General features: G+C 51.2%; 20 protein-coding genes, 1 tRNA gene and 1 other RNA gene. 20 read left to right on the top strand and 2 right to left on the bottom strand.

What is annotated here, in order from left to right; translation table 11 throughout:
- The first annotated feature begins 110 nt into the window (after positions 1-110).
- The 7 genes from trxB (at position 111) to AC2TF6_RS26905 (ending at position 7,527) form a co-directional block, all read left to right on the top strand.
- Complete coding sequence (trxB, locus tag AC2TF6_RS26935) at positions 111-1,058, top strand: thioredoxin-disulfide reductase (RefSeq protein WP_491309281.1); 948 nt, start codon at positions 111-113, stop codon at positions 1,056-1,058.
- A 172-nt stretch (positions 1,059-1,230) separates the two neighbouring features.
- The gene (locus tag AC2TF6_RS26930; RefSeq protein WP_218230951.1) at positions 1,231-2,178 is read left to right on the top strand and encodes an ROK family glucokinase; all 948 of its coding nucleotides are present in this window, start codon (positions 1,231-1,233) and stop codon (positions 2,176-2,178) included.
- A gap of 67 nt (positions 2,179-2,245) precedes the next feature.
- Positions 2,246-3,133, top strand: a complete 888-nt coding sequence (gene rapZ / locus AC2TF6_RS26925) for an RNase adapter RapZ (protein ID WP_491309280.1) — start codon at positions 2,246-2,248, stop codon at positions 3,131-3,133.
- Positions 3,134-3,145: 12 nt separating this feature from the next.
- Complete coding sequence (locus AC2TF6_RS26920; RefSeq protein WP_009676861.1) at positions 3,146-4,132, top strand: gluconeogenesis factor YvcK family protein; 987 nt, start codon at positions 3,146-3,148, stop codon at positions 4,130-4,132.
- A gap of 6 nt (positions 4,133-4,138) precedes the next feature.
- A complete protein-coding gene (whiA, locus tag AC2TF6_RS26915) occupies positions 4,139-5,080 on the top strand; it encodes a DNA-binding protein WhiA (RefSeq protein WP_326050966.1) in 942 nt (313 codons plus the stop codon).
- Positions 5,081-5,349: 269 nt separating this feature from the next.
- Positions 5,350-5,619: an HPr family phosphocarrier protein gene (locus tag AC2TF6_RS26910; protein ID WP_016423762.1), complete on the top strand. Its 270-nt coding sequence runs from the start codon at positions 5,350-5,352 to the stop codon at positions 5,617-5,619.
- A 150-nt stretch (positions 5,620-5,769) separates the two neighbouring features.
- A complete protein-coding gene (locus AC2TF6_RS26905; protein ID WP_491309279.1) occupies positions 5,770-7,527 on the top strand; it encodes a copper amine oxidase N-terminal domain-containing protein in 1,758 nt (585 codons plus the stop codon).
- Between the two features lie 83 nt (positions 7,528-7,610).
- Here AC2TF6_RS26905 and clpP read toward each other — a convergent pair whose 3' ends face one another.
- The gene (clpP, locus tag AC2TF6_RS26900; protein WP_491309278.1) at positions 7,611-8,213 is read right to left on the bottom strand and encodes an ATP-dependent Clp endopeptidase proteolytic subunit ClpP; all 603 of its coding nucleotides are present in this window, start codon (positions 8,211-8,213) and stop codon (positions 7,611-7,613) included.
- 355 nt (positions 8,214-8,568) lie between these two features.
- Here clpP and AC2TF6_RS26895 point away from each other — a divergent pair, with 355 nt between their 5' ends.
- Positions 8,569-9,219 (top strand): DedA family protein, encoded by a 651-nt coding sequence (locus AC2TF6_RS26895; protein ID WP_491309277.1) that lies wholly within the window; start codon positions 8,569-8,571, stop codon positions 9,217-9,219.
- A gap of 73 nt (positions 9,220-9,292) precedes the next feature.
- On the opposite strand, the gene AC2TF6_RS26890 is transcribed toward AC2TF6_RS26895, so the two are convergent.
- Positions 9,293-9,364: transfer RNA gene (locus AC2TF6_RS26890), tRNA-Arg, on the bottom strand.
- 241 nt (positions 9,365-9,605) lie between these two features.
- Between AC2TF6_RS26890 and AC2TF6_RS26885 the strand changes: the two genes are divergently transcribed.
- From AC2TF6_RS26885 to AC2TF6_RS26830, 12 genes are all read left to right on the top strand, one after another.
- Positions 9,606-10,634: a sugar-binding transcriptional regulator gene (locus tag AC2TF6_RS26885; RefSeq protein WP_317954467.1), complete on the top strand. Its 1,029-nt coding sequence runs from the start codon at positions 9,606-9,608 to the stop codon at positions 10,632-10,634.
- A gap of 51 nt (positions 10,635-10,685) precedes the next feature.
- Positions 10,686-11,690, top strand: coding sequence for a type I glyceraldehyde-3-phosphate dehydrogenase (gene gap, locus AC2TF6_RS26880; RefSeq protein WP_326050973.1), 1,005 nt, complete (start codon positions 10,686-10,688; stop codon positions 11,688-11,690).
- Between the two features lie 415 nt (positions 11,691-12,105).
- Complete coding sequence (locus AC2TF6_RS26875) at positions 12,106-13,287, top strand: phosphoglycerate kinase (protein WP_009674528.1); 1,182 nt, start codon at positions 12,106-12,108, stop codon at positions 13,285-13,287.
- 27 nt (positions 13,288-13,314) lie between these two features.
- Positions 13,315-14,067 carry a triose-phosphate isomerase gene (gene tpiA, locus AC2TF6_RS26870; RefSeq protein ID WP_491309276.1) on the top strand — a complete coding sequence of 251 codons (753 nt, stop codon included), beginning with the start codon at positions 13,315-13,317 and terminating at the stop codon, positions 14,065-14,067.
- Position 14,068: 1 nt separating this feature from the next.
- A complete protein-coding gene (gpmI, locus tag AC2TF6_RS26865; protein ID WP_491309275.1) occupies positions 14,069-15,610 on the top strand; it encodes a 2,3-bisphosphoglycerate-independent phosphoglycerate mutase in 1,542 nt (513 codons plus the stop codon).
- A gap of 159 nt (positions 15,611-15,769) precedes the next feature.
- A complete protein-coding gene (gene eno / locus AC2TF6_RS26860; RefSeq protein ID WP_009674533.1) occupies positions 15,770-17,062 on the top strand; it encodes a phosphopyruvate hydratase in 1,293 nt (430 codons plus the stop codon).
- Positions 17,063-17,119: 57 nt separating this feature from the next.
- A complete protein-coding gene (locus tag AC2TF6_RS26855) occupies positions 17,120-17,845 on the top strand; it encodes a M50 family metallopeptidase (protein ID WP_491309274.1) in 726 nt (241 codons plus the stop codon).
- 183 nt (positions 17,846-18,028) lie between these two features.
- Entirely contained in the window at positions 18,029-18,265 is a 237-nt protein-coding gene (gene secG, locus AC2TF6_RS26850; protein ID WP_009674538.1) for a preprotein translocase subunit SecG, read from the top strand.
- A 512-nt stretch (positions 18,266-18,777) separates the two neighbouring features.
- On the top strand, positions 18,778-21,708 hold the full coding sequence (gene rnr, locus AC2TF6_RS26845; protein ID WP_491311722.1) for a ribonuclease R: 2,931 nt from the start codon (positions 18,778-18,780) through the stop codon (positions 21,706-21,708).
- A 428-nt stretch (positions 21,709-22,136) separates the two neighbouring features.
- A complete protein-coding gene (gene smpB, locus AC2TF6_RS26840) occupies positions 22,137-22,616 on the top strand; it encodes an SsrA-binding protein SmpB (protein WP_009674535.1) in 480 nt (159 codons plus the stop codon).
- A 165-nt stretch (positions 22,617-22,781) separates the two neighbouring features.
- Positions 22,782-23,147: a transfer-messenger RNA gene (ssrA, locus tag AC2TF6_RS26835) on the top strand.
- 502 nt (positions 23,148-23,649) lie between these two features.
- Entirely contained in the window at positions 23,650-25,995 is a 2,346-nt protein-coding gene (locus tag AC2TF6_RS26830) for a P-loop ATPase, Sll1717 family (RefSeq protein ID WP_491309273.1), read from the top strand.
- Positions 25,996-26,020: the final 25 nt, after the last annotated feature.

Here is a 26,020-nt window from a genome sequence, read left to right as displayed (position 1 = left end):
TTTTAATTAGAATTATTTTAAATAGAGAATGATTGCAGGCAGTGATGACTCAACACTCAGCCCGCGATCATACGAATTCTGATTTGTTCCCAAGGAGGAGAGATCGATCCATGTATAAAACAATTGTGGTAGGAACCGGACCATCCGGATTAACAGCAGCCATCTATCTGGCACGCGCCAATCTCAACCCTTTGGTTATTGAAGGTCCGGAACCGGGCGGACAGTTGACGACCACGACCGAGGTCGAAAACTTCCCTGGCTTCCCGGAAGGAATCATGGGACCGGAACTTATGGCTAACATGCGCAAGCAGGCTGAGCGTTTCGGCGCCGAGTTCAAAACCGGCTGGGTTAACAGTGTAGAGCTTACGGAACGTCCGTTCAAGCTCAATGTGGAAGGTCTTGGCGAGATCGAGACCGAATCTCTGATCATCTCCACCGGCGCTTCCGCTAAGCTGCTCGGCATCACGAACGAGCGCGAGAATATCGGCCGCGGTGTGAGCACTTGCGCCACTTGCGACGGATTCTTCTTCCGCGGCAAGAAAATCATCGTCGTCGGCGGCGGCGACTCCGCAATGGAAGAAGCGAACTTCCTGACACGTTTCGCTTCCGAAGTTCGACTGGTTCACCGCAGAAGCGAACTCCGTGCTTCCAAGATTATGCAGGATCGTGCGCGTGAGAACGAGAAAATCACGTGGAGCTTGAACTCCACTCCGCTTGAAGTCGTTGCGGGAGACAAAGGCGTAACCGGCCTTAAAGTTCTTAACAACGAGACCGGAGCGGAAGAGGTTCTTGAAACCGACGGTATTTTCGTGGCGATCGGACATACTCCGAACACGAAGTTCCTCGGCGGACAAATCACGACCGACGAAACGGGGTATATCCTCGTTACACCGGGAACGACGGAAACCAACATCCCTGGCGTGTTCGCTTGCGGAGACGTTCAGGATTTGAAATACCGTCAAGCCATTACGGCGGCGGGAAGCGGCTGTATGGCGGCTCTGGACTGCGAAAAGTTCCTCGAGGGCCACATGGTTCACGATTGGAGCAAGTCCCTGTAAAACGGATTATTAGACTCATACGCAAAGACGTGGAACGGCCTACACCCTTCCACGTTTTTTCAATTTGCCGTCCTTGACCTTCCTATGGGGTTCGCTTATAGTGGGTACAGGAGCAACACCCATCGCGAAAGATTTGGAAATAACTTAACTCTTCACTGAGGTGACATTTAGCATGACACAACGGATTTATGTCGGAGTGGACTTAGGGGGCACCAGCATCAAGGTAGGCCTCTGCGACGAAGAAGGAAAATTGATTCAGACTTATGAAGGTCCTACCGGAGCCGAGCACGGTCCCGATTTTGTGCTTGACCGTATTGTTGAGTACGTCCACAGGATCGTAGACGAATCGCCATACGAATGGGAACAAGTAGCGGGGATCGGAGCCGGAATCGCTGGCTTTATGGACATTCCGACAGGCTTTGTGGAATTGTCGCCTAATCTGGGCTGGCGCAATGTCGCAGTCAAGAAGACCCTTGAGGAGAAGCTTGGCAAAACCGTAAAAATCGACAATGACGCCAATGTCGCGGCGCTTGGTGAGGCGTGGGGCGGAGCCGGACGGGGAATCCCGAACCTGGTCTGCTATACGCTTGGAACCGGCGTGGGCGGAGGCATTATTATAAACGGAAAAATTTATCAAGGTTTCAATGGGATGGCAGGCGAGCTCGGACATATGTCCGTTGTTCCGGATATTGAAGCGATTGCCTGCAACTGCGGACAATCCGGATGCCTGGAAACGGTCTCTTCCGCCACGGGTATCGTCAGAATGGCCAACGATGCCAAAGAGCGCGGCGACCGTACGAGTCTGGCGCTGATCGAGAAGATTACGGCGAAGGACGTATTCGATGCGGCGAAGTCGGGAGACGAGGTCGCTGTGCGCATCGTTAACCGTGCCGCCTATTATATCGGCAAGTCCATGGCAGCCGTGGCGGTAACCGTTAATCCGCAGCGGTTCATTATCGGCGGCGGCGTATCGAAAGCGGGAGAAATCCTGTTCAACCCGATCCGCGAGACATTCCGCAAGCTGACTCCGGAACGCGCTTATACAGGCGTTGAAATCGTGCCGGCCACACTGGGCAACGATGCGGGCATCGTAGGAGCGGCGGGTTTAAACCTGCATTAGCAACCAAAGCTTACAATGCGGCTTCCGCCCGGAAGGGTACCCTATAACGGATGAGGAAGGTGAACTCATGGAAGAAAGCAAAGCGGCGGCCAAGCTTGTCATTATTACCGGCATGTCCGGTGCAGGGAAAACAATTGCCGTACAAAGTCTCGAGGATCTCGGATTTTTCTGTGTGGACAACTTGCCGCCTGTTCTGATTCCGAAATTTGCGGAATTAATCGAGCAGTCCCACGGCAAAATCGGCAAGGTGGCGCTGGTGATCGACCTCCGCGGCCGGGAATTTTTCACGGCGCTGCAGGAATCACTGCGTTCCATTAAGGAAGATTACACATTGACGTACGAGATTTTGTTTCTCGACGCAACGGATTCCACGCTGGTTCAGCGTTACAAAGAAAGCAGGCGCCGCCATCCGCTTGCTCCCAACGATGCGCCGTTAGAGGGCATTCTGCTGGAGCGCAAGCTGCTGGAAGAATTAAAGGGCCACGCTTCGCAGGTGATCGACACTAGTGCGTTGAAACCGGCACAGCTCAAACAAAAAATCGCCTCCCGCTTCACCAATATGGGTAGCGGAGGCATATCTATAAATGTCATCTCTTTCGGCTTTAAATACGGCATCCCAATTGATGCCGATCTGATTTTTGACGTACGATTCCTGCCGAATCCGCACTATGTGGAGACGCTTCGCCCGAATACGGGACAGGATGCGGATGTATACGACTACGTGATGAAGTGGAACGAGACGCAGGAGTTTCTGGCGAAACTGCTCGATATGCTTCACTTTCTCGTTCCTCAGTACAAAAAAGAAGGCAAAAGCCAGGTTGTCGTAGGCATCGGTTGTACGGGCGGCAAGCATCGGTCTGTGGCTATTGCCGAGTATTTGGGCAAGGTTATGGGAAACAGCGAGACGGAGATCGTCAGAGTCAATCATCGAGATGCGGAACGCGACCGACCATAAGAGGGTGAAACTATGTCTAAAGTTTACCGCCCTGCCGATATCCCCCGGATAGTCGTCATAGGGGGCGGAACAGGATTGTCCGTCATGCTCCGGGGGTTGAAGCAGAAACCGCTGGATATCACGGCTATCGTTACGGTAGCCGACGACGGAGGCAGCTCCGGCATTCTACGCTCCGAGCTGCAAATTCCTCCACCGGGCGATATCCGCAACGTGCTTACGGCGCTCGCGGATGTGGAGCCACTGCTTTCCGAGATGCTGCAGTACCGCTTTCCGGCCGGAACCGGGCTCGCGGGGCACAGTCTCGGGAACCTGATTCTCGCGGCGATGAAGGACATCACCGGTGACTTCGTCACCGGAATTCGCGAGATGAGCCGCGTGTTCGCGGTTCGCGGCCGGGTGCTGCCTGCCTCGAGGCAGGAGCTCTATTTGCGGGCGTTGATGGAGGACGGCACGATCGTGGAAGGGGAGTCGAAGATTCCACTGGCCGGAGGGCGCATCAAGCGGGTTATGCTGGAGCCGGCGGATATCGAACCGCTGGAGGAGGCGATCGAGGCTATCCGTGAGGCGGATGCCATCCTGTGCGGTCCCGGCAGCTTGTACACGAGTATTCTTCCTAACCTGCTCGTGCCTGGAATAGCGGAGGAGATCCTTAAATCCGATGCGGTCAAAATGTTCATTTGCAACGTGATGACCCAACCGGGCGAGACGGACGATTACTCCGTCGGGGATCATCTGACGGCCATTCATAACCATATAGGCCATCATTTGTTTGATTATGTCATTGTAAATAACGGGGAGATTCCTCCTCAGGTACAGAATAAATATGCCGAGAAGGGCGCCAAAGCCGTCCATCTGGATCTGGACGAGGTGACGAAGCGGGGATACCGCGTCATCGCCGACAAGCTGGTGCTTTTCCGGACCTATCTGCGCCACGATGCGGATAAATTAAGCGAGCATATCTATCAGATCGTGGAGAGCTGGATGCTCAGGAAGAGGTGAGTCCCCATGTCTTTTGCGGCGCAAACGAAGAAGGAATTGACCCTAATCGAAGCGGAGGATTGCTGCGAGAAAGCCGAATTGTCGGCTCTTATCCGCATGAACGGTTCCGTCCAGCTGACGAATCAGCGCGTCGTTCTTGATATTTCAACGGAAAACGCCGCTATTGCCAGGAGGATTTACTCTTTGCTTAAAAAGCGGTATAAGCTTCACACCGAGCTGCTCGTCCGTAAGAAAATGCGTCTTAAGAAGAATAATGTCTATATCGTCCGCGTGCCGAACCAGGTGCAGGAGCTGCTTTCCGACCTTTATATCGTGTCGGAAGGCTTCCAGTTTACTCCGGGCATAGACAAAAGTATTGTAAAAACAAACTGCTGCCGTCGGGCCTACCTTCGGGGGGCTTTTCTTGCGGGAGGCTCCGTCAACAATCCGGAGGGTTCTTCGTATCATCTCGAAATTGCTTCCATGTATGAAGAACACTGCCAGGCACTGTGCCAACTTGCTAACCGTTTCGATTTGAACGCCAGATGCATCGAGCGCAAGAAGGGGTTCGTTTTCTACATCAAGGAAGGCGAACGGATTATTGAGTTTCTCAGCATTATTGGCGCACACCAGGCCCTGTTGCGTTTCGAAGATGTTCGGATCATGAAGGATATGCGAAATTCGGTGAACCGAATCGTAAACTGCGAAACGGCGAATCTTAATAAAACCATCGGCGCGGCTGTCCGGCAGATCGATAACATCCGTCTTATCGAACGGGAAGTCGGCCTGGAGAGCCTGCCGGAGAAACTCCGCGAAGTCGCGGAAATCCGTGTGAAGCATCCCGACTTGAATCTTAAAGAGGTCGGAGACATGCTGAAGGGTAGCGTCAGCAAGTCGGGCGTCAATCATCGTCTTCGTAAAATAGACGAACTGGCTGACAAAATTCGCAACGGCGCTGCCATCCGTTAGACCTATACGGGAACTTTTTCCTAGAGTATTTCGCCGTAAAATGGTATAATATGAAGCAGATTACGCATTTTACGGCACTCGCGGTTCTTGAACGGACAGGCGCAGCCCAGTGCCAGGTCCCCGTTCGATGAACATCCAACGTGAATTGGATAGAAATCATCATGCCTGATGCTTAACCGACATAAGTTACACGTAAGGGGAACCTCCGAGCGATATTGCCGGGGATGCATTATAGACTGCAAATTAAGAACGTAGGGGGAATCCAATCCATGTCGAGACGCCCAGTAGTGGTGAAATTGAAAACCGGCCTTCACGCCAGACCCGCTGCTTTATTTGTCCAGGAAGCGAATAAATTTTCGTCTGAAATTTTTGTAGAGAAGGACGAGAAGAAAGTAAACGCCAAGAGCATTATGGGAATTATGAGCCTTGCGATCAGCACAGGAACTGAAATTTACATAAGTGCAGAAGGTTCGGACGCTGAACAGGCTGTAAACGCTTTAGTCACGCTGGTCAGCAAAGAAGAACTTGAAAATCAGTAAGAGCGAAGGCTTCCTGCCAAGGGAGCTTTTTTATTTTTGTCAAACAGAAACCTTTTCCAGCAAAAAACGTCTAAAGATTGGGCGATTTTTCGGGAGAAGGCTTTTTTGTCATGTCGTTTTTTAGAAAAAGGAAGGAAAAGGAGTAGGAGCATGATTCAATGGAAGAAAGAGGTTTCGCTTCTGATGGCGCTGGTGCTGTTCGCAGCTTTCCTGATGCCGATTCAGGCGCGTGCAATCTCGTCCTCATCGTCGTTAATTGTTTTGTACCTGGATAACAAGCAGGCGTTCGTCAATGAAGATCAGGTGGAGCTGGAGTCGCCGGCCACCATCATCAAGGACAAAACGTTCGTTCCGGCTAAATTTATCGGTGACAGTCTGGGATTCCCCGTTACGTGGGACAATGCGGCCAGAACGATCACAATGCAGCCTCCGGGCTATAACATCGTCTTAAGCAGCGATCTGAAAAAAGCCTATATCAATGGCGAGGAAGTGCCGTTCGATTCGGTTGCGGCCATCGTAAAAGGCAAGCTGCTCGTCAAGCTGACCTGGGTAGCCGATTATATGGGCGCCAAGTATACGTACTACCACGAATCGCGCAAAGTGGAAATCATCTACGTTCCGAAGCCGGAAGGCATTTACGACAATGGAACGAATAATTCGAATCCCGTTGCCAAGTTTACGACCCACAAAGAGAAATACCGTCTCGGCGAGACCGTCAAGTACATTGACCTCTGCTACGATCCGGATGCGGAAGGGATCGCCAAGTACGAATGGACGGGCAAACAAGACGCATTCTTCAAGCCGGGCTCCTACCCGGTTAGTCTTAAGGTCTACGACAGGCACGGACACGTGAGCAAGGTGTTCACCAAAAATGTCATTGTCGAAGATATACCGCTTGTGTCGGAAGCCGAATATCCGGTATATCACAACGAGATCGGCAGCTTCTACAAACTGAGCTGGGATACGCTGACTTCCCACTTCTACAACTTGCCGATGCTCCCCAAAGAAGCGACCAACGTACCGGGCCGCAAGCTGCTCGTCAGCGACAGCCCCGAAGAATTTACGGAGCCGGGCATCCTGTATCAGGACATGATCAACGGCAAAGGCCGTCTGTATGCGGACCACATCAACGGAACGAAGAACAAAGTGACGTTCGCCATTATGGCAACGAATACGACGGATAAGCCGGTTACGGTCAAAACGACCAACAAAGGCGAGGTATGGCCTTCCGTATATGCGAACCTGATCGGCAGCGAGGCTTCCGTAGACTTCCTGCTGGGCAATACATATAACGAGAAACTGACCATTCCGCCGCATGATACGCTCGTTTACCGCCAGCTTCCGGATTTCTATCCGGGCCAAGGCGTGAATCTGTTCTATGATCTTGAAACTTCCGGAGAAGTTCAGTTCTCCTTCCTGGCGGCTGATGAGCTGACGAACACGACGCTGTCCGAAAGCAAGCTGCTCGGCTTTACAGGGCACGTAAGGGGCTCATTCGATGTTTCCGAGGTGAACTGGAATATTGATGCTTCTTCCTTCACGAAAGCCTCCAAGCTGGTCATTGGGGACGGGAAAACCGATCCTTTCGTGGACGGTTATGACGTGATGCGTAAGGAAAACGTGAAGAATGGGGGCAACTACGGCGTTGTCTACAAGATTCACGCGGACAAACCGCGCAAAATGGCGATTATGCTGCTGGCCCGCGGCGGTGTCTTCAAAGGGCCGATCAAGATCAACGGAGAAATCCAGTCGATTCCGTATTCCGGCGTGATTACCGCTTTTGACGGCATGCAAATTCTCCATCGCACCACAGGGACGGAGAAGTCGCTCGATATCGAGTTTACGCCTCCGGCCGGTTCGGCTTTCCCGATCGATCTGATTTTCTATCCGCTTGCGGATCTGGACTAATTTGTTCTAATTTCGCCCGCATTAAAAAAGAAACCCCGGATTACCGACGTAAGTCGATGATCCGGGGTTTTTCTTTGGGCTGTTTAAGCTTGTTTGCCGCCTTCGGTCGTCTTCTCGATCACTTTATCGATAAGACCGTAGGCACTGGCTTCAGCCGCGCTCATGAAGTAGTCGCGGTCGGTATCTTTATCGATACGCTCCAGCGGCTGGCCTGTACGTTCCGCGAGAATTTTGTTCAGGTTCTCGCGCATTTTGAGAATGCGTCTCGCGCGAATCTCGATGTCCGTCGCCTGACCTTCCGCGCCGCCGAGCGGCTGGTGAATCATGACTTCGGAGTTTGGCAGGGCGTAACGCTTGCCTTTGGCGCCCGCCGCAAGCAGGAAAGCGCCCATGGAAGCCGCCATCCCTACGCAGATCGTGGAAACGTCGGATTTGATAAATTGCATGGTGTCGTAAATCGCCATTCCAGCTGTGATGGAACCGCCGGGGCTGTTAATGTACAAAGAAATATCCTTGTCGGGGTCCTGCGCATCTAGGAACAGCAGTTGGGCGATAATCGCGTTGGCGACCTGATCATTCACCGGGGTACCCAGAAAAATAATACGGTCTTTAAGAAGACGGGAGTAAATATCGTAAGCGCGTTCTCCTCTTGCATCAGGCTCGACAACCATTGGAATAAAACTCATTAATGTTACCTCCTTCGATAATACGCCGCTATAACTGCGTTAATTTTCAGTATCTACAAATATGATAACGAAAAAACGTCAAAAGGTCAAGAAAGGTCAAACTTATTTGGAAAAACCTCTCTCGTTCTTTCCCCTCAAGCGGAATTAGTGAAACATCTCATGCTCCCGCAAGGTTCCCTGTATGTCAAGGTGGTGAAAAAATCCGCATGCCAAACCCATAAATTAACAGATGGTCTGGTTCCTGCCACGACCAAAGTCCAGTTTCCAAACTAAACCGGGGACCATTATGAAACTCCTCCTTAAAAGGTATACTGGCTAACAAAGACAAGAAATTAAGTGGAATAAGGAGCGGACTATGGACTGGATTAGTGATCTTTTCGCACAATACGGGTATCTGGTGCTCTTCCTGGGCCTCTTCGCAGAATCGGTGGCCCTGCCTTTTCCCGGGGAACTGGCTATGATGATTTCGGGACATATGGTGCACATGAACACGTTTAATATGGCTGGCGTTATGGGCGTTTCATTTGCGGGAGCTTTTGCGGGAACTATCTTTACGTATGTGCTTGGACGGAAGTTGGGGACGCCTTTCTTTGATAAGTACGGCAGGTATGTGCTTCTCAATCCGGATAGGCTTCTCAAAATTAAGAAGTGGTTCGATAAATACGGGGACAAAATTATTCTGGTCAGTTACTTTGTGCCGGGACTGAGGCATTTTACGGGGTATGTGTCGGGAATTTTGAAAATCCGCCTGAAGACTTTTCTGATTTTTAACGGACTGAGCGGTGTTCTGTGGGTCTTCACGTACGTGATGGTAGGTTTCTTGTTCGGCACGAAAATCCAGCAGCTGCTGCATGTGATTGCCCAATACTCAACGATTGCGATTATTGTTGCCGCTATCGCTTTGACGGGATTCCTGGTTGTAAAAAGAAACAAAGAAGCGGTTTTGGGCTGGCTTCGCGCCCGGTATGCCGGTATTCAGAAGATGTTCATGGGCTCGGCGGAATAAGCGGCTCAACCTTAAGGGGAAAAGAAAAAAGCTCCGGTCCGAAGACGGGAGCTTTCTCTTGTGTAACATTATACGCGCCCGCGAGGAATCGAACCTCGATCTCAGGCTCCGGAGGCCTACGTCATATCCATTGGACCACGGGCGCATGTTTCATTAAGTAACAGCAAAGGTTATTATATGATAGAGATATTAAAAAAGCAAGTCCTATGGCTCAGATTTTTTTTCGACGCCCATTTACAAAAATCAAACTTTGCACACATTGATTCTTTTATAGGAACTGGGGTATAATGGGGTTGTGCAAGGGAAGTTTTTTTTGATCCAGGTGGGACTTAAAATGCACTCGCGGGACATATTGAGTCCCAACACGATCAATAGGAGTGTATGGCATGAGAGATATTCTCGACGTCCAGAAACAGCTCCTGCCGGACTTGCTGGAGGTTCTGAACAAGCGTTACACCGTTCTGCAGCATATTTTTCTGCTGGGAAGCGTGGGACGCAGAACCCTGGCCGGCGCTCTCGATATGACGGAGCGGGTTTTGCGCAGCGAAGTGGAGTTTCTGAAAGGCCAAGGCCTGATTGAAACGGAAACATCGGGCATGCGCATCAGCGAATCGGGCAGGGAACTGCTGGAGAAGCTTCAGCCGCTTATCAAGGAGATGCTCGGGCTTAACGAGCTGGAGAAGCGGATCCGCGACCACTTCCGCCTGGAGCAGGTCGTAGTCGTTCCCGGCGATTCGGATTCTTCGCTGTTTGCGAAGAAGGAGCTGGGCCGGGCGGCCGCACTGATGCTGCGCAAGCACGTCACGAAGCATGACGTGATCGCGGTTACCGGCGGCTCCACAATGGCCGAAGTGGCGGAGCACCTGTCCACAACGAGCGCCCTCAAGGGCAGCCTGTTCGTCCCGGCCCGTGGAGGGCTCGGCGAAAGCGTGGAGCTGCAGGCGAACATGATCGCTTCCAAGATGGCGAAGAAGACCGGTGGACAGTATCGCCTGCTGCATGTTCCGGATCATCTCCGCGAGGAGGCCTATCAGTCTTTGATCCAGGAACCGAACATCCAGGAGATGATGGACGTGGTCCGCAGCAGCCGCATCGTCATTCACGGCATTGGAGATGCTATCGTCATGGCGCAGAGGCGCAAGGTAGACTCCGAGACGATAGACAGCCTGCGAGGCGAAGGGGCGCTTGCCGAAGCGTTCGGCTACTATTTTAACCCCGAGGGCAAGGTTGTCCATAAGATGCCGACCGTAGGACTCCGGCTGGAAGATATCCAGCACTGCGAAGTCGTGATCGGCGTAGCCGGCGGCAAAAGCAAGGGTGCGGCTGTAGCTTCGGTTTTAAAATACGGCCAGGAGGATATCCTGGTGACGGATGAGGCTGCAGCCGTGGAGATGTTAAATCACACGTTATCTTGACGGGCCTTAGGCGCGTCTTGAAATATAAACTTTCTACTGGGAGGAATTACAATGGTTAAAGTGGGTATTAACGGTTTCGGTCGTATCGGACGTAACGTATTCCGCGCCGCTCTGAACAACGCTGAAGTAGAAATCGTAGCAATCAACGATCTGACGGACGTAAGCACGCTTGCGCACCTGCTCAAGTATGACACGACTCACGGCAGACTTAACGCAACGGTTGAAGCTGGCGAAGGCGAACTGAAAGTAAACGGCAAATCCATCAAGGTATTTGCAGAGCGTGACCCTGGAAACCTTCCTTGGGCTGAGTACGGCGTTGAAATCGTCGTCGAATCCACGGGTATCTTCACAGACAAAGCGAAAGCCGAGTCTCACTTGAAAGGCGGAGCGAAGAAAGTTATCATTTCCGCACCGGCTACGAACGAAGATATCACAGTTGTTATGGGCGTTAACGAAGAGAAATACGATCCTTCCGCTCATACCGTCATCTCTAACGCTTCTTGTACGACTAACTGTCTCGCTCCTTTCGCGAAAGTATTGGATGAGAAGTTCGGTATCGTAAAAGGCATGATGACGACTGTTCACTCCTATACGAACGACCAGCAAGTGCTTGATCTGCCTCATAAGGATCTTCGCCGCGCTCGTGCGGCAGCCGAGAACATCATTCCTTCCACTACGGGTGCAGCTAAAGCCGTTTCCCTGGTTCTGCCGCAGCTTAAAGGCAAACTGAACGGTATGGCTATGCGCGTTCCGACTCCAAACGTTTCCGTAACGGATCTGGTTGTCGAGCTGAACGCTAACGTAACCGTTGACGATGTGAACAATGCTCTTAAAGAAGCTGCCAACGGTCCGCTTAAAGGCATCTTGAACTACTCCGACGAGCCGCTTGTATCGAGCGACTACAACGGTGACCCTGCTTCCTCCACAATCGACGCTCTGTCGACTATGGTAGTGGGCGACAACATGGTGAAAGTCGTTTCCTGGTACGACAACGAGTGGGGTTACTCCAACCGTGTCGTTGACCTGGCCGCTTTCATCGCTAATAAAGGTCTGTAATCCTTAAATAAGCCATGCAAGAAGAGGAGAAGAAATTCTCCTCTTCCCATTGCTTATCGGGGCATGAATTTTACATAAGTCCCCGGAATGTACGAAGCTTTCCTCAGGAAAGCCTGGCCCCAAAGGTCTTGCGAAGAAGGTTTTCCTGAACGAAAGCTTTTCCGTTTCGATCGCCGGTTTATGCCGGCGTGCCCCCGTATGCGGTTCCGGTTGTCCATGCGGAGAGCCCGGGTCCGTTATACGCTTGCCGGCCCTTCCCGTGAAAGGGAAAGGCTCGGCCTAAGTTTACGACGACAGCTTTAGACAGCTTTACTGGGAGTTCAGTTAATGCTTACGACACCAGCTTTCCGAAGGAAAGCTCTGTTAATGCTTATGATGCCAGCTTTCTTACAGAAAGCTCTGAGGAGGATATTTCATGAACAAGAAAAGTGTTCGCGATGTAGAAGTTAACGGTAAACGCGTGTTTGTACGCGTCGATTTCAACGTGCCGCTCGAAAACGGCCAAATTACGGACGATACACGTATTCGTGAAACGCTGCCGACGATCAAGTTCCTGATCGACAAAGGCGCTAAAGTTATCCTTGCGAGCCATCTGGGCCGCCCGAAAGGCCAAGTCAACGAAGACCTTCGTCTGACTCCGGTAGCAGCCCGCCTGTCCGAGCTTCTCGGCAAGCCGGTAGCGAAAGCGGACGAAGCTGTCGGCGAAGCGGTTCAAGCGAAAGTAAACGAACTGAAGGACGGCGACGTGCTGCTTCTTGAGAACGTCCGCTTCTACCCGGGCGAAGAGAAGAACGATCCAGAGCTGGCGAAACAATTCGCGGCGCTGGCCGACCTGTACGTGAACGATGCTTTCGGCGCGGCTCACCGTGCGCATGCTTCCACGGAAGGCATCGCTCATCAGCTTCCGGCGGTTTCCGGTCTCTTGATGGAGAAAGAGCTGGACGTGCTGGGCAAAGCGCTTAACAATCCGGAGCGCCCTTTCACCGCGATTGTCGGTGGTTCCAAAGTTAAAGACAAAATCGACGTCATCAATAAAATGCTCGAAATCGCCGACAACATCCTTATCGGCGGCGGCCTTTCCTATACTTTCTTTAAAGCGCAAGGCCATGAAATCGGACAATCTCTCGTAGACAATGAGAAGCTCGATCTGGCGCTCGGCTTCATCGAAAAGGCGAAGAAACTCGGCAAGAACTTCCTTCTGCCTGTAGATATCGTCATCTCGGATGACTTCAGCGCCAATGCCAACACCAACATCGTCGGAATCGATTCCATTCCGGCCGATTGGGAAGGCATCGACATCGGTCCGAAAACGCGTGAACTTTACGCCGATGTTATCAAGAACTCCAAGCTTGTCGTCTGGAACGGACCTATGGGCGTGTTCGAAATCGAGCCGTTCTCCCACGGTACGCGTGCGGTGGCCCAGGCTTGCGCCGACACATCCGCTTACACCGTCATCGGCGGCGGCGATTCCGCGGCTGCAGCCGAGAAGTTCCACCTCGCCGACAAGATGGACCACATCTCCACAGGCGGCGGTGCTTCCCTGGAGTTCATGGAAGGCAAAGTTCTGCCTGGCGTAGTTGCTCTTAACGACAAGTAAGAGATACAGAGAGGAGTTTTGAAGATCATGAGAAAACCCGTTATTGCAGGTAACTGGAAAATGTTCAAAACCGTTTCCGAAGCGGCAAGCTTCGTGAATGATATAAAAGGCAAGGCGGAAGTGGCAGGGGTAGAGAGCGTAATTTGCGCTCCCTATACCAATCTTCCGGCGCTTGTCGAAGCTGTGAAAGGCACGTCGATCGGAATCGGCGCACAGAACTTTCACTGGGAAGAAAACGGCGCATACACCGGGGAAATTTCCGGCGCTATGCTTAAAGATCTCGGCGTAACGTATGTGATTATCGGTCACTCCGAGCGCAGAGCTTATTTTAACGAAACCGACGAAACGGTTAACAAAAAGGTTCTCGCTTCTTTCAGCTACGGTCTGACCCCGATCGTTTGCGTAGGCGAGAAGCTCGAAGAGCGCGAAGCGGGACAAACGAAAGAAGTCTGCCGCGTACAGACGGAAGCGGCTTTCAAAGGCCTGAGCGCCGATCAGGCGAAACAAGTCATCGTGGCTTACGAGCCGATCTGGGCTATTGGTACAGGCAAATCTTCCACGGCTGAAGACGCCAACGAAGTTATTGCTTACATCCGCCAGCTGATCGCTTCCCTGTACGATTCCTCCGTAGCCGATGCGGTCCGCATTCAATACGGCGGCAGCGTAAAACCGGGCAACATCGCCGAGTACATGGCTCAGCCGGATATCGACGGAGCTCTTGTCGGCGGCGCCAGCCTGGAGCCAGCTTCTTATATCCAACTTGTTGAGGGGGCGAAGTAAGATGGCGACTAAACCGGTAGCGCTGATTATTCTGGACGGCTTCGGACTTCGGGGCGAGGTTCACGGCAATGCCGTGGCTCAAGCCAAGAAACCGAACTACGACCGCTATTGGAACCAGTTCCCTCATACGACGCTGACTGCCTGCGGCGAAGCCGTAGGTTTGCCGGAAGGCCAAATGGGTAATTCTGAAGTGGGGCACCTCAACATCGGTGCCGGTCGTGTGGTTTACCAGGACCTGACTCGTATTTCCAAGTCGATCCGGGACGGTGAGTTTTTCGACAACAACACGCTGATCGGCGCCGTACGTCATGCGAAGCAGAACAACAAGAAGCTGCATCTGTACGGGCTGCTTTCCGATGGGGGCGTACACAGCCACATCGCGCACTTGTTCGCGCTGCTTGAGCTGGCGAAGAAAGAAGATCTGCAAGATGTTTACATCCATGCTTTCCTGGACGGACGCGATGTAGCACCCGATTCGGCGAAGAACTACATGGAGCAGCTCCAGGCCAAGATCGCCGAAGTCGGCGTCGGCAAAGTGGCGACGGTTCAAGGCCGCTACTATGCGATGGACCGGGACAAGCGCTGGGAGCGGATCGAGAAATCTTACCGTGCCATGGTGTACGGGGACGGCCCGCACTACACAGACCCGGTAAAAGCGATCACCGAATCGTATGAGAAATCCGTATTCGACGAATTTGTGATGCCGACTGTCATCACGGATGAGAACGACAAGCCGGTGGGACTCGTTGAATCCGGCGATGCGGTTATTTTCTTCAACTTCCGTCCGGACCGTGCGATTCAATTGTCGCAGGTATTTACGAATAAAGATTTCCGCGGTTTTGACCGCGGCGAACTTTTCCCGAAAGATCTGTACTACGTCTGCCTGACGCTGTTCAGTGAAACGGTCGAAGGATACGTCGCGTATAAACCGAAAGATCTCGATAACACGCTTGGCGAGGTTCTGGCCCAGAATAACAAGAGACAGCTTCGTATCGCCGAGACCGAGAAGTACCCGCACGTTACCTTCTTCTTCAGCGGCGGCCGTGATGTGGAACTGCCGGGCGAAACGCGTATCCTCATTCCATCGCCGAAAGTCGCGACTTACGACTTGAAGCCGGAAATGAGCGCGTACGAAGTTGCCGCGGCAGCGGTGAAGGAAGTCAATGAGGACAAGCAGGACGTCATCATTCTGAACTTCGCCAACCCGGATATGGTAGGCCACTCCGGCATGCTGGAGCCGACTATCAAAGCCGTTGAAGCCACGGATGAGTGCCTGGGCCAAGTCGTCGAAGCCATTCTCGCCAAGGGCGGAGTTGTCTGCATTACAGCCGACCACGGCAACGCGGACCTCGTCCTGGACGATGCCGAACGTCCGTTCACCGCTCATACGACGAATCCGGTGCCGTTTATCGTTACATCGAACGACGTCACTCTGCGCGAAGGCGGCGTTCTGGCCGACATCGCCCCGACACTGCTGCATCTGCTGAAGCTGCCGCAGCCGCCGGAAATGACAGGTCTTTCGATCATTGAAGAGAAGAAATAATAACCCGCTCGTTTCTTGATTAAGACAGCAAGTTTTCGGGAACCATTCCTTGGAATACAGCATCTTATTTTGATCGGTAAGGTGCGCCGCTGCCCTTTATGGGAATGAGTTCCCGAAGTTTTTCATACACATAACCTTGTTAAGGAGTGTTCAAACACAATGACTATCATTTCTGACGTTTATGCTCGCGAAGTACTTGACTCCCGCGGCAATCCGACTGTTGAAGTTGAAGTATATCTGGAATCCGGCGTTGTAGGCCGTGCAATCGTACCTTCCGGTGCCTCCACAGGCGCTCACGAAGCTGTCGAGCTCCGCGATGGAGACAAAAGCCGTTACCTGGGTAAAGGTGTACTGAAAGCCGTTGACAACGTCAATTCGATCATCGCGCCTGAAATTATCGGTCTGAACTCCTTGGATCAAGTATCCATTGACAAGAAAATGATCGAGCTGGACGGCACGCATAACAAAGGCAAGCTTGGCGCCAACGCGATCCTCGCGGTATCCATGGCTGTTGCCCGCGCTGCCGCTGAAGCAATGGAACTGCCTCTGTACGTATACCTGGGCGGATTCAACGCTAAAACTCTTCCGGTTCCAATGATGAACATCATCAACGGCGGCGAGCATGCCGACAACAACGTTGACGTTCAAGAATTCATGGTACTTCCGGTAGGCGCTCCTACATTCAAAGAAGCTCTCCGCATGGGCGCAGAGATTTTCCATAACCTTAAATCCGTACTGAAAGATAAAGGCCTGAACACGGCTGTGGGCGACGAAGGCGGTTTTGCACCGAACCTGAGCTCCAACGAAGAAGCGATCCAAACGATCATCACCGCTATCGAGCGTGCTGGCTACAAGCCGGGCGTAGACGTATTCCTGGGTATGGACGTAGCTTCCACCGAGTTCTTCAAGAACGGCAAATACGAGCTCGAAGGCGAAGGCAAATCCTTCACACCGGCTGAATTCGTTGACCTGCTCGCTTCCTGGGTAGACAAATACCCGATCCTTACCATCGAAGACGGTTGTTCCGAGGACGATTGGGAAGGTTGGAAGCTGCTGACCGAGAAGCTGGGCGGCAAAGTACAACTCGTCGGCGACGACCTGTTCGTAACGAACACCGAGCGTCTGTCCAAAGGCATCAACGAGAACATCGGTAACTCCATCCTGATCAAAGTAAACCAAATCGGTACGCTGACCGAAACATTCGACGCGATCGAAATGGCGAAACGCGCAGGCTACACGGCTGTTATTTCCCACCGTTCCGGCGAGAGCGAAGACAGCACGATTGCCGACATCTCCGTGGCAACCAACGCAGGCCAAATCAAAACAGGCGCACCGTCCCGTACGGACCGCGTAGCGAAATACAACCAGCTGCTTCGCATCGAAGACCAACTGGAAGGCATTGCTCAATACGCCGGCAAAGAAGCTTTCTACAACTTGAAAAAATTCAAGTAAGAAACCTTTCACAAAGTGAATGATTTAGCCTTTTAAACGTCGGGGAGGGTCATGAATATGAGTGCTTGGGTAAAAACGATTTTGTTGTTAATCGGTTCGGCCTTGTTAACTCAGTTCATCCCTTTCTCGGCCTATTTCCGCAACCTGGACACCATGGTCCATGAGTTCGGGCACGCAGCCGTGACGATGATCCTGTCAGGAAAAGTCATGGCTATCGTGCTCAATGCCGATCACAGCGGGGTTACTTACTCGTCGGTCAGCGGCTCGTGGAAACTCCTGCCGATTTCGATCGCAGGCTATGTGACGGCGTCCTTGTTTGCGGTTTTTCTTTTCTGGGCGTATGCCCGGGGGAAGCAAAGACTGGGACTCCAGGTAATGACGGTGATCGCCGTGCTGTCTCTGGTGCTGTTCGTGCGCAATGAATTCGGCGTGGGCTGGCTGATCGGCTTCATCGCGCTGAACATCATTGTGCTCGCTTTTACGAGCGGGTTTATCCGCAACGCCTATTATCTGCTCGTCGCCTTCCTTTGTCTGGAGGAGTCGGTCTACGGGCCGCTGACGCTAGCCCTGCTGGCAGCAGGTAATCCGAACAAAGCGGGAGACGCAACGAATCTGGCTTCCATTACGCCTGTACCTGCTCTGATCTGGGGCGTTGTTTTCCTGATTTTCTCTCTCTGGTGCGCCAAAGCGGCCATTCAGTATTTTCTGGGCGGCGACGCAAACAGGCGAAGTAAAGCCCGAAGGTCCGAAAGAGCCTATCCGATGGGGCCGGGTGAACGGTAACCCTGTCGTTAAATCGCAATAAACGACCCGCTGGATGGAATCTCTGTTCCGTCGGCGGGTTTTCTTTTATAAAGCGGGGAAAATAAGTGTGGTTGTCCAACCAGAATCTTGCAGAAAAAGGCCTTTTATGATAGACTTTTTATGCACATTCTAAAAATAAGAACATGCTAATGAGGTGTCGAATTGGTTATCCTGTTAAAAGTTTTGTTGGTTATCGCCTCGCTGGGCTTAATTGTAACGGTATTACTACAAAAGGGTAAAAGTGCGGGACTTTCCGGTGCGATCAGCGGCGGTGCCGAGCATCTGTTCGGCAAAACGAAAGCTAGAGGCATGGACCTGGTTCTGGCCCGGATTACCGTGGTTTTGGCGGCTATTTTTATTGTATTGACGGTCATCGTGGCCTATGTAGTGAAGTATTAACAACTGAACAGACGGTGCACATAAATTGCAAACAGCAGGGGGAAGCTACTCCTGCTGTTTTTTCATGGCGTTTTGCCGATTGTGAATAATGAGGGGCTCGGCGGCTAATGCAATTGATTGGTTTATGTTTTCGTCTTTTCAGGATATACTGGTTAGTAACTTGCACCTGCTTGTCAACCGGTTAATTGTGGGTCTCGCCGGGAACCGTGAGGAATGATAAGGCAGAAGCTTAAACGAATCAACGACCGGAAAGCTGCAAGAAGACCCAACGAAGGCACACCCGTTACCCGCGGCCGTACAGGCCGATAGGGACACTCGCACACAATCATACACCGCCAGACCGAGATGCCCCGGAGGCAGGGGGGAAAGCGGAAGAACAGGCACCTGGAAATCCCCTTGATGTCCCCGCAACGGGTGGAGGATGTGATTTGCAGCAGCGGCTAAGCCTGTTCAAAGAAATGGTTATCGGGTATGAATACGGAGAAGCTCAACCTAATAAGAAGGTGACAACTATGGTGACAGAGCAGGATATATTAAATTTTATGCACGAGAATGCGTACAAGCCGATGACGTACCAGGAGCTTGAAAAGCATTTCGGCATTGAGAGCGCTGCGGGATTTAAAGATTTCGTCAAGCTGCTTAACGACTTGGAGCAATCCGGACACGTGCTGCGCACGCGCAACGACCGTTACGGAGTGCCGGAACGGATGAATCTCATCCGCGGCCGGCTACAGGCCCATCCCAAAGGATTCGGATTCTTGATTCCGGACGACCGGGATCACCCCGACGTGTACATTCATGCCAATGACATGAATACGGCGATGAATAATGACATTATTCTCGTCCGCGTTACGAGCAAAGGCGCCGCCGGAGGCAAGCTCGAGGGGGAAGTGGACCGCGTCGTCACACGCGCCAACACGAGAATCGTGGGAACGTTCCAGAACCACGAAAGCTACGGATTCGTCGTTCCGGATGACAAGCGTGTGCAACGGGATATTTTTATTCCGAAAAATGCTTTCCTCGGTGCGGCAGACGGACAAAAGGTCGTCGTTAACATTGTCCAGTATCCCGAGGGCCGTGCGGCTGCCCAGGGCGAAGTGATCGAAATTCTCGGCCACAAGGACGACCCCGGTGTGGACATTTTGTCTATCATCCGCAAGTTCCAGCTTCCGGAAGCGTTCAGCGAAGAAGTGATCGGGGAAGCGGAAAGTGTGCCGGACTCCATCACGGAAGAGGAAATTGTCAGCCAGAAGCGCCGGGATCTGCGCGGTAAACGCATCGTGACCATCGACGGCGAGGATGCAAAGGATCTCGATGATGCCGTAAACGTGGAACGGCTGCCGAACGGCAACTACCTGCTGGGCGTCCACATTGCGGACGTAAGTTACTATGTGACGGAAAATTCCGCACTGGACCGCGAAGCCTACAACCGCGGCTGTTCGGTGTATCTGGTGGACCGGGTCATACCGATGCTGCCGCACCGGCTGTCCAACGGAATCTGCTCCCTCAACCCGCAGGTAGACCGCCTGACTATGTCCTGCGAGATGGAGTTCGATGCCGAGCTTAACGTGGTGAGGCACGACATTTTTACGAGCGTGATCAAAACAAGCGAAAGAATGACCTATAACAACGTCCGCAAGCTGCTAACAGAGGAAGAGCCCGATGCGGACCTTCTGGAGCGTTACGGCCACCTGGTGGACGATTTCAAGCTGATGGAAGAGCTCGCCATGAAGCTGCGCAACCGGCGTATTCAGCGCGGCGCGATCGATTTCGATTTCCAGGAATCGAAAATCATTGTCGACAAGGACGGAACCCCGGTCGATATCGTCAAGCGTGAGCGTTCCATCGCGGAAATGATCATCGAAGAGTTTATGCTGGCGGCCAACGAAACGGTTGCCGAGCACTTCCATTGGCTGAAGGTGCCGTTCTTGTACCGGATTCACGAAGATCCGGACGCGGAGAAGCTGGCGCATTTCATGGAGTTCATTACGAATTTCGGTTACGTGGTACGCGGACGCGGCAATACCGTGCACCCGCGCGCGCTCCAGTCTCTTCTTGAAGAGATCAAAGGGACGAAGGAGGAGACCGTCATCAGTACGGTGATGCTCCGTTCCATGAAGCAGGCCCGTTACGATTCCAACAGCATCGGGCATTTCGGTCTGGCGGCGGAGTTCTACTCCCACTTTACGTCTCCGATCCGGCGTTATCCGGATTTGATCATTCACCGTGTGATCCGGGAAGTGCTGGAGAACGGTGGCGCCCTGACCGATAAGCGCAGCGAATATTTGCGCGGACGGATGGACGATATTGCCGAGCAGTCTTCCCAGCGGGAGCGGGTTGCCGTTGATGCCGAGCGTGAAACCGATGCGCTGAAGAAAGCGGAGTTCATGCTGGATAAAGTCGGTGAGGAATTCGAGGGCATTATTTCGAGCGTGACGAGCTTCGGTATCTTTGTGGAGCTGGAGAACACGGTCGAGGGCCTGATCCGGCTTAGCGATATGACGGACGATTACTATCACTATCACGAGATGCAGCATGCCCTTATCGGAGAACGCACGTCGAAAATTTACCGGATCGGCGACGAAGTTAAAGTCCGTGTGGGCCGGGTTAATATGGACGAGAAAACCATCGATTTCGAAATGGTGGATATGAAGCCTCGGTCCAACAAGTTCAGCATGCTTGACCGCAGCAAGTCCGGCGGCCGCGGCGGCCAGAAGAAGCGCGTTGCAGGCGGGCGTCCTGTCAAAGGCGGACGCGGTAAAGACCGCGGTCGTGTGCGGGATGTCATCGTGAAGCCCGGTTCGCCGGGTGGAGTAGCCGGTGCTGCCGATGAGGCAGGAGCATCCGAGGGCGGCGGAACCAAGCGCCGCAGACGGAAGAAGAAAGGCGCGTCGGGCGAAGCGCCGCTCGGAATCACACCGGCAGCGGCACCTGGCGGCACGCCGTCTGAGGGCGGCAGCTTGTCCCAGGAGGCTCCGGGAGCCGGCAGAGGACGTAAGCGCCGCAAGGGAGGCAATCCGGCTGCAGCGCCCGATACAGGCCGTGAGAACGGACTCGTGACCGAGTCCGGCGAGAATGGCGGCGGGCGGCGCCGGAAGCGCAAGGGCGGCGGAGCCGAAGGCGAAGCGGCCGTAACGCCGGCTGCAGGCACCGAGGGCGGCGGCAAGCGCCGCAAAGGTGCCGCTCCGGCCCGCGGCGTCTCGCTGCGCGGTGAGTCCGGCGAAGGCGGCGGCCAAGGCGGCCGCGGCCGGCGGGGACGCGATGCGGGCGCGGGTGCGGCGTCAGGCCGCGAGAATGGCGGCCCGCGGACGGAGTCGACGTACTCCGGCAACTGGGCGTCGTCCGTAAACGCGCTGACGAAGACGGTTCGCGGCGACCGGCACACGCCGGACGGCCGCGATCCGTCCGAGCCGGGCGGCCGGCGTGGACGTCCGCGCCGTTAGCAAGCGCGGGCGGCAGGGGCAAGCGGGGAAGGAGCCTGCCCACCGCGGCGCAGCTGACGGTCTTAAGCCCGCTGTGATTTGCGATAGGCTTATGGTTCCGCGATGATCCGTAGGAATCCGCACGCCTGACGGCTTCTGTCTGGCATACATTCCGATGGTGGGTCGTACGCAGACAGTGAGGCGTTTATCCTTTTGCATAAACAGAGCTTACATGCCTAAAAGTTAAGCCTGTTGAATTTTTATAACGGCAAATAAATACATGAGAATTAAGGAAACGGCCCGACCGTGCGCACGTCTTTTTAACGGACATGCCATGGCCCGGGCGTTTCTTGATTTTTGGCAGGGAAATTGCTACAATAAAATACACTCCGATTTTTCAAAAAGGCACGAATGGGGTATTAATAGCATGGACGACTGGAGGGATGACCGTGACCAAGAAAGCGGACGGCAAGGTGCTGGCACAAAATAAGAAAGCTTCGCATGACTATTTTATTGAAGATACTTACGAGTGCGGGCTTGTGCTGACGGGTACGGAAATCAAATCCCTGCGGAACGGCCGGGCGAATCTTTCGGATTCGTTCGCAACCATTCGCAATGCCGAAGCGTTCGTGCATAATATGCACATCAGTCCTTTTGAACAGGGAAACCGGAACAATCCGACCGATCCGACGAGAGCGAGAAAGCTGCTCTTGAAGAAAGCGGAAATCAACAAGCTGATCGGCGCTTCCAAGCAGGAAGGCTATACGCTGGTCCCGCTTAAGATTTATATCCGCAACGGCTATGCGAAACTGCTGATCGGACTCGGTAAAGGTAAGAAGCAGTACGACAAGCGCGATACAGCGGCTAAACGCGATGCTCAGCGTGATATTCAGCGGGCTCTGCGTGAGAAGCAGAAGGTCGCCAGGTAACAATGTGGTTTATTAGCTGCTCCTTGCGGGAGCGGGTGGGAAACCGATCCTGGACTTCCATGGATCAGCACCTGCTTTTGGCGGGAAATGTGGTATAATAAATGAGTAAGAAGAACACAGCATCCGGCTCGATGAGCCGTTGCATCCGAGTTCCTTTTCTATTACGGGGGCGTTTTTGGATTCGACGGGGGTAGTTCGAGCATGGGTAGCGGGTAGTGGGGACGCGTCCGCTTCATCAACGCTAAAGCCTATTAAACGGCAAACAACAACAAAACTACGCTTTCGCAGCTTAATAACCTGTGAGCGTGCTCCTCTCCTGTATCGCCCATGTGCCGGATGTAGGGGCTAACCTTTAGTGGGATACGCTGTCACATCTCCGCCTGGGGTGTGCTGAAGAAGACAATCAGGCTGACCTTAGCGAGAGCCGGTTACGGGGCGCTTGCTTGGGTGACATCAAACCCGTGACTACACCCGTAGAAGCTTATGTGTCGTTATCTTCGGACAGGGGTTCGACTCCCCTCGCCTCCATACAACAACAGAAAGGTCCCAGCCGAGAGGCTGGGGCTTTTTTGTTGTTCTGTGGGAGGGCGGGAGGAGAAGCCCGCGGGTTCAGTCCGCGCGGACGGAGCGAAGCGGAGGAGCACGGGATTGCAATCTACCGCTAGGGTTGTCGGCGGAGGGGTACTGCGTGAGCAGGTAGGATGGGGATTGCAATACTCCCCTCACCTCCATATGTTAAATCCACAAAAAAGAAAGAAGGAGTTTTGCCACTTAATTAGCAATGTTCCTTCTTTCTTTTATTTATTTGTTTTTGTAAGAACAGTGTCATTCTGTCAAGCGGGTTACATTGCCCTCACCCTTTCCTTATATGTTTTGATTATGCACTATTTTTTTTTCTTTCAAAATGGTCTTAAGTCTATATTTAGACTAGACTTTTGGTGTAGTAAACTGGATAATATTTACTAGAGTATGAGAATATCAATATATAATAATTCATTACATTATCAACTTAATTGAGTGAGGAGTAAAGAAAATGAGCATTAAGAAAGCCTTTTATGCTTATTCCAGTCATAAACATGATTTATTAGAAGATATAAGGACAGCAGTAAAGAATATTAATGAATCGAATAATGTAGTAATTACAACATGGGAAGACCTTGCAATAGGTGGCAAGTATATTATTGATGGTATTTTGAAGGCAATTGATGATTGTGATTTGTTTATGTGTGATCTTACATATCTTAACTACAATGTCCTGTATGAGTTAGGTTACGCAATCTCTAAAGAAAAGAAAATTTGGATTACGCTCAACAGTACACATTCTAAAGCTGCAGCTAATTATAAAAGCTTTAACGTTATGACAACAATTGGTTATGCAGGATATCAAAACTCGAAACAACTTGTAGAAAAATTTTTTACTGATGTTCCATATGAATATACAGATACAGTAGGTATAAAAATTCCACAGGGCGGTATTAGTAAAAATCTAATATACTTAAAGTGTGAGGCGACGACAAATGCATCAAGTATAGTGCAGTCCACAGTTACCAAGTCGCAGTTACCAACAAAAGTGGATGACCCATATGAGGGTAGTGAACCATTAAGTTGGTATTTAGATTTACTTCCAAATGCGTTTGGGGTTATCATTCATTTCCATACGATGGATAGTCCTCATGAGAGTAATATTGATGCTGGCAGAAAGGCCTTGATTGCTGGATTATCAAAAGGATTGGAAATTGAAACCTTATTGCTTGCTCACGCTCCATTTCAATCCCCATTAGATTATCATGATCAGTTAAAAATCCATTCTTCGTCCACTCAATGTGAAACCTTTATTAAAAATTGGCTCGATCCGATCTCTGAGAAGTACCGAAGTTTAGAGGTAGACCATCGAGGATATAAAGCAGACCAAAAAGCCGTAGGAAAGATATCAAATCTAATCCTAGGCGATTATGTTGCAGAAAATGAAAATCATGATTTAGTAGAGTATTTTTTGGAAACAGCCGAGTATAATGAAGCGTTAAAAGCTCAGCAGATTTTGTTCGTAGGAAGGAAAGGAACCGGCAAAACAGCTAATTTAATGAAGCTGAAAAGTCAGATGTCTTTAGACAAAAGGAATTTTGTTATTCCAATTCAACCGCAAGGGCATGAATTTGAAGGTGTATTGGATATACTCACCAAATTAATTAATAACTCTGAACACGGACATTTTATCGAAAGTATTTGGAAATACCTAATTTATACGGAGATATCTAAACAATACTATGAGTTTTTAATGAACCAACCACTTCATTTTCAAAAATCTGAAAATGAAAGAGCATTTGAAAGTTTTGTTCAAACAAACGAGCGACTTATTAACGCTGATTTTACACTTAGATTGGAAAATGTCATTAATGATCTTAAATCACTCGGGAAGTCGGATACTGTGGAACAACAAAGACTTAAGGTTAGTGAATATCTACATGCGAATATGATTCATCATTTGAGGACGCATTTGGGAAATGTTTTGCAGAAAAAAGAGCACGTAAAAATCTTAATTGATAATCTAGATAAAGGTTGGAATGACAATGCGGATCTAGGAAAATTAAGTGATCTTCTTTTTGGGTTGCTGAATGTTGTTCACAGAATTACAGATGAATTTCAACGTAATACATATAAGCACGTCAAAGTTAATTTGTCATTGGTAGTTTTTCTAAGGAGTGATATTTTTTCAAGAATTATGAGTCATGCACCAGAGAGAGATAAGATAGCTAATAAATATCTTAATTGGTCTGACCCACATTTATTATTTCGGGTTATTGAGAAGAGAATTGATTATAGTAGCAATGGAATTACGAGCCCTGATGCACTCTGGAGTGAGTATTTTTGTGAAAATGTTAAGGGTATCCCATTAAAAAAATACATAGAAAATTTAATCATTCCTCGCCCCAGGGATATCATTTTCTTTTTCAAGATGGCTCTCCAGGAGGCGGTGAATCGAAATCATAGGAAGGTTGAAGAAGAGGACTTTTTGGCTGCTGAATATTCATATTCAGAATATGCATTGCAATCATTATTTCCCGAGAATGGTAACCGAATAAAAGACTTAGAGTTAGTTTTTTATGAGTTTGCTGGGCAACGCTCTGTTATAACACAGGAAGAATTAGATGAATGTTTAAAAGTAAATAGTGAGTTAGAAACAAGCGAGGTTATTCATATTCTCTGCGAGATGACCTTTCTTGGGCAAGAAGTTCAACAGGATAAATTCGAATACTATAGTGATAAAAAACCATCACAAATAACAAATAAACTAGCTCAGAGATTAGCAGAGCGTAATGGTTCATCTAAAAGATATGAAATTAATCCTGCGTTTCATGCATATCTGGGCATCGAGAAATAAACATCCTCAGCATCAAGCGGCGGCA

This window comes from Paenibacillus sp. JNUCC 35 (assembly GCF_058269095.1).
This window is presented reverse-complemented; position numbering and strand designations above follow the sequence as displayed.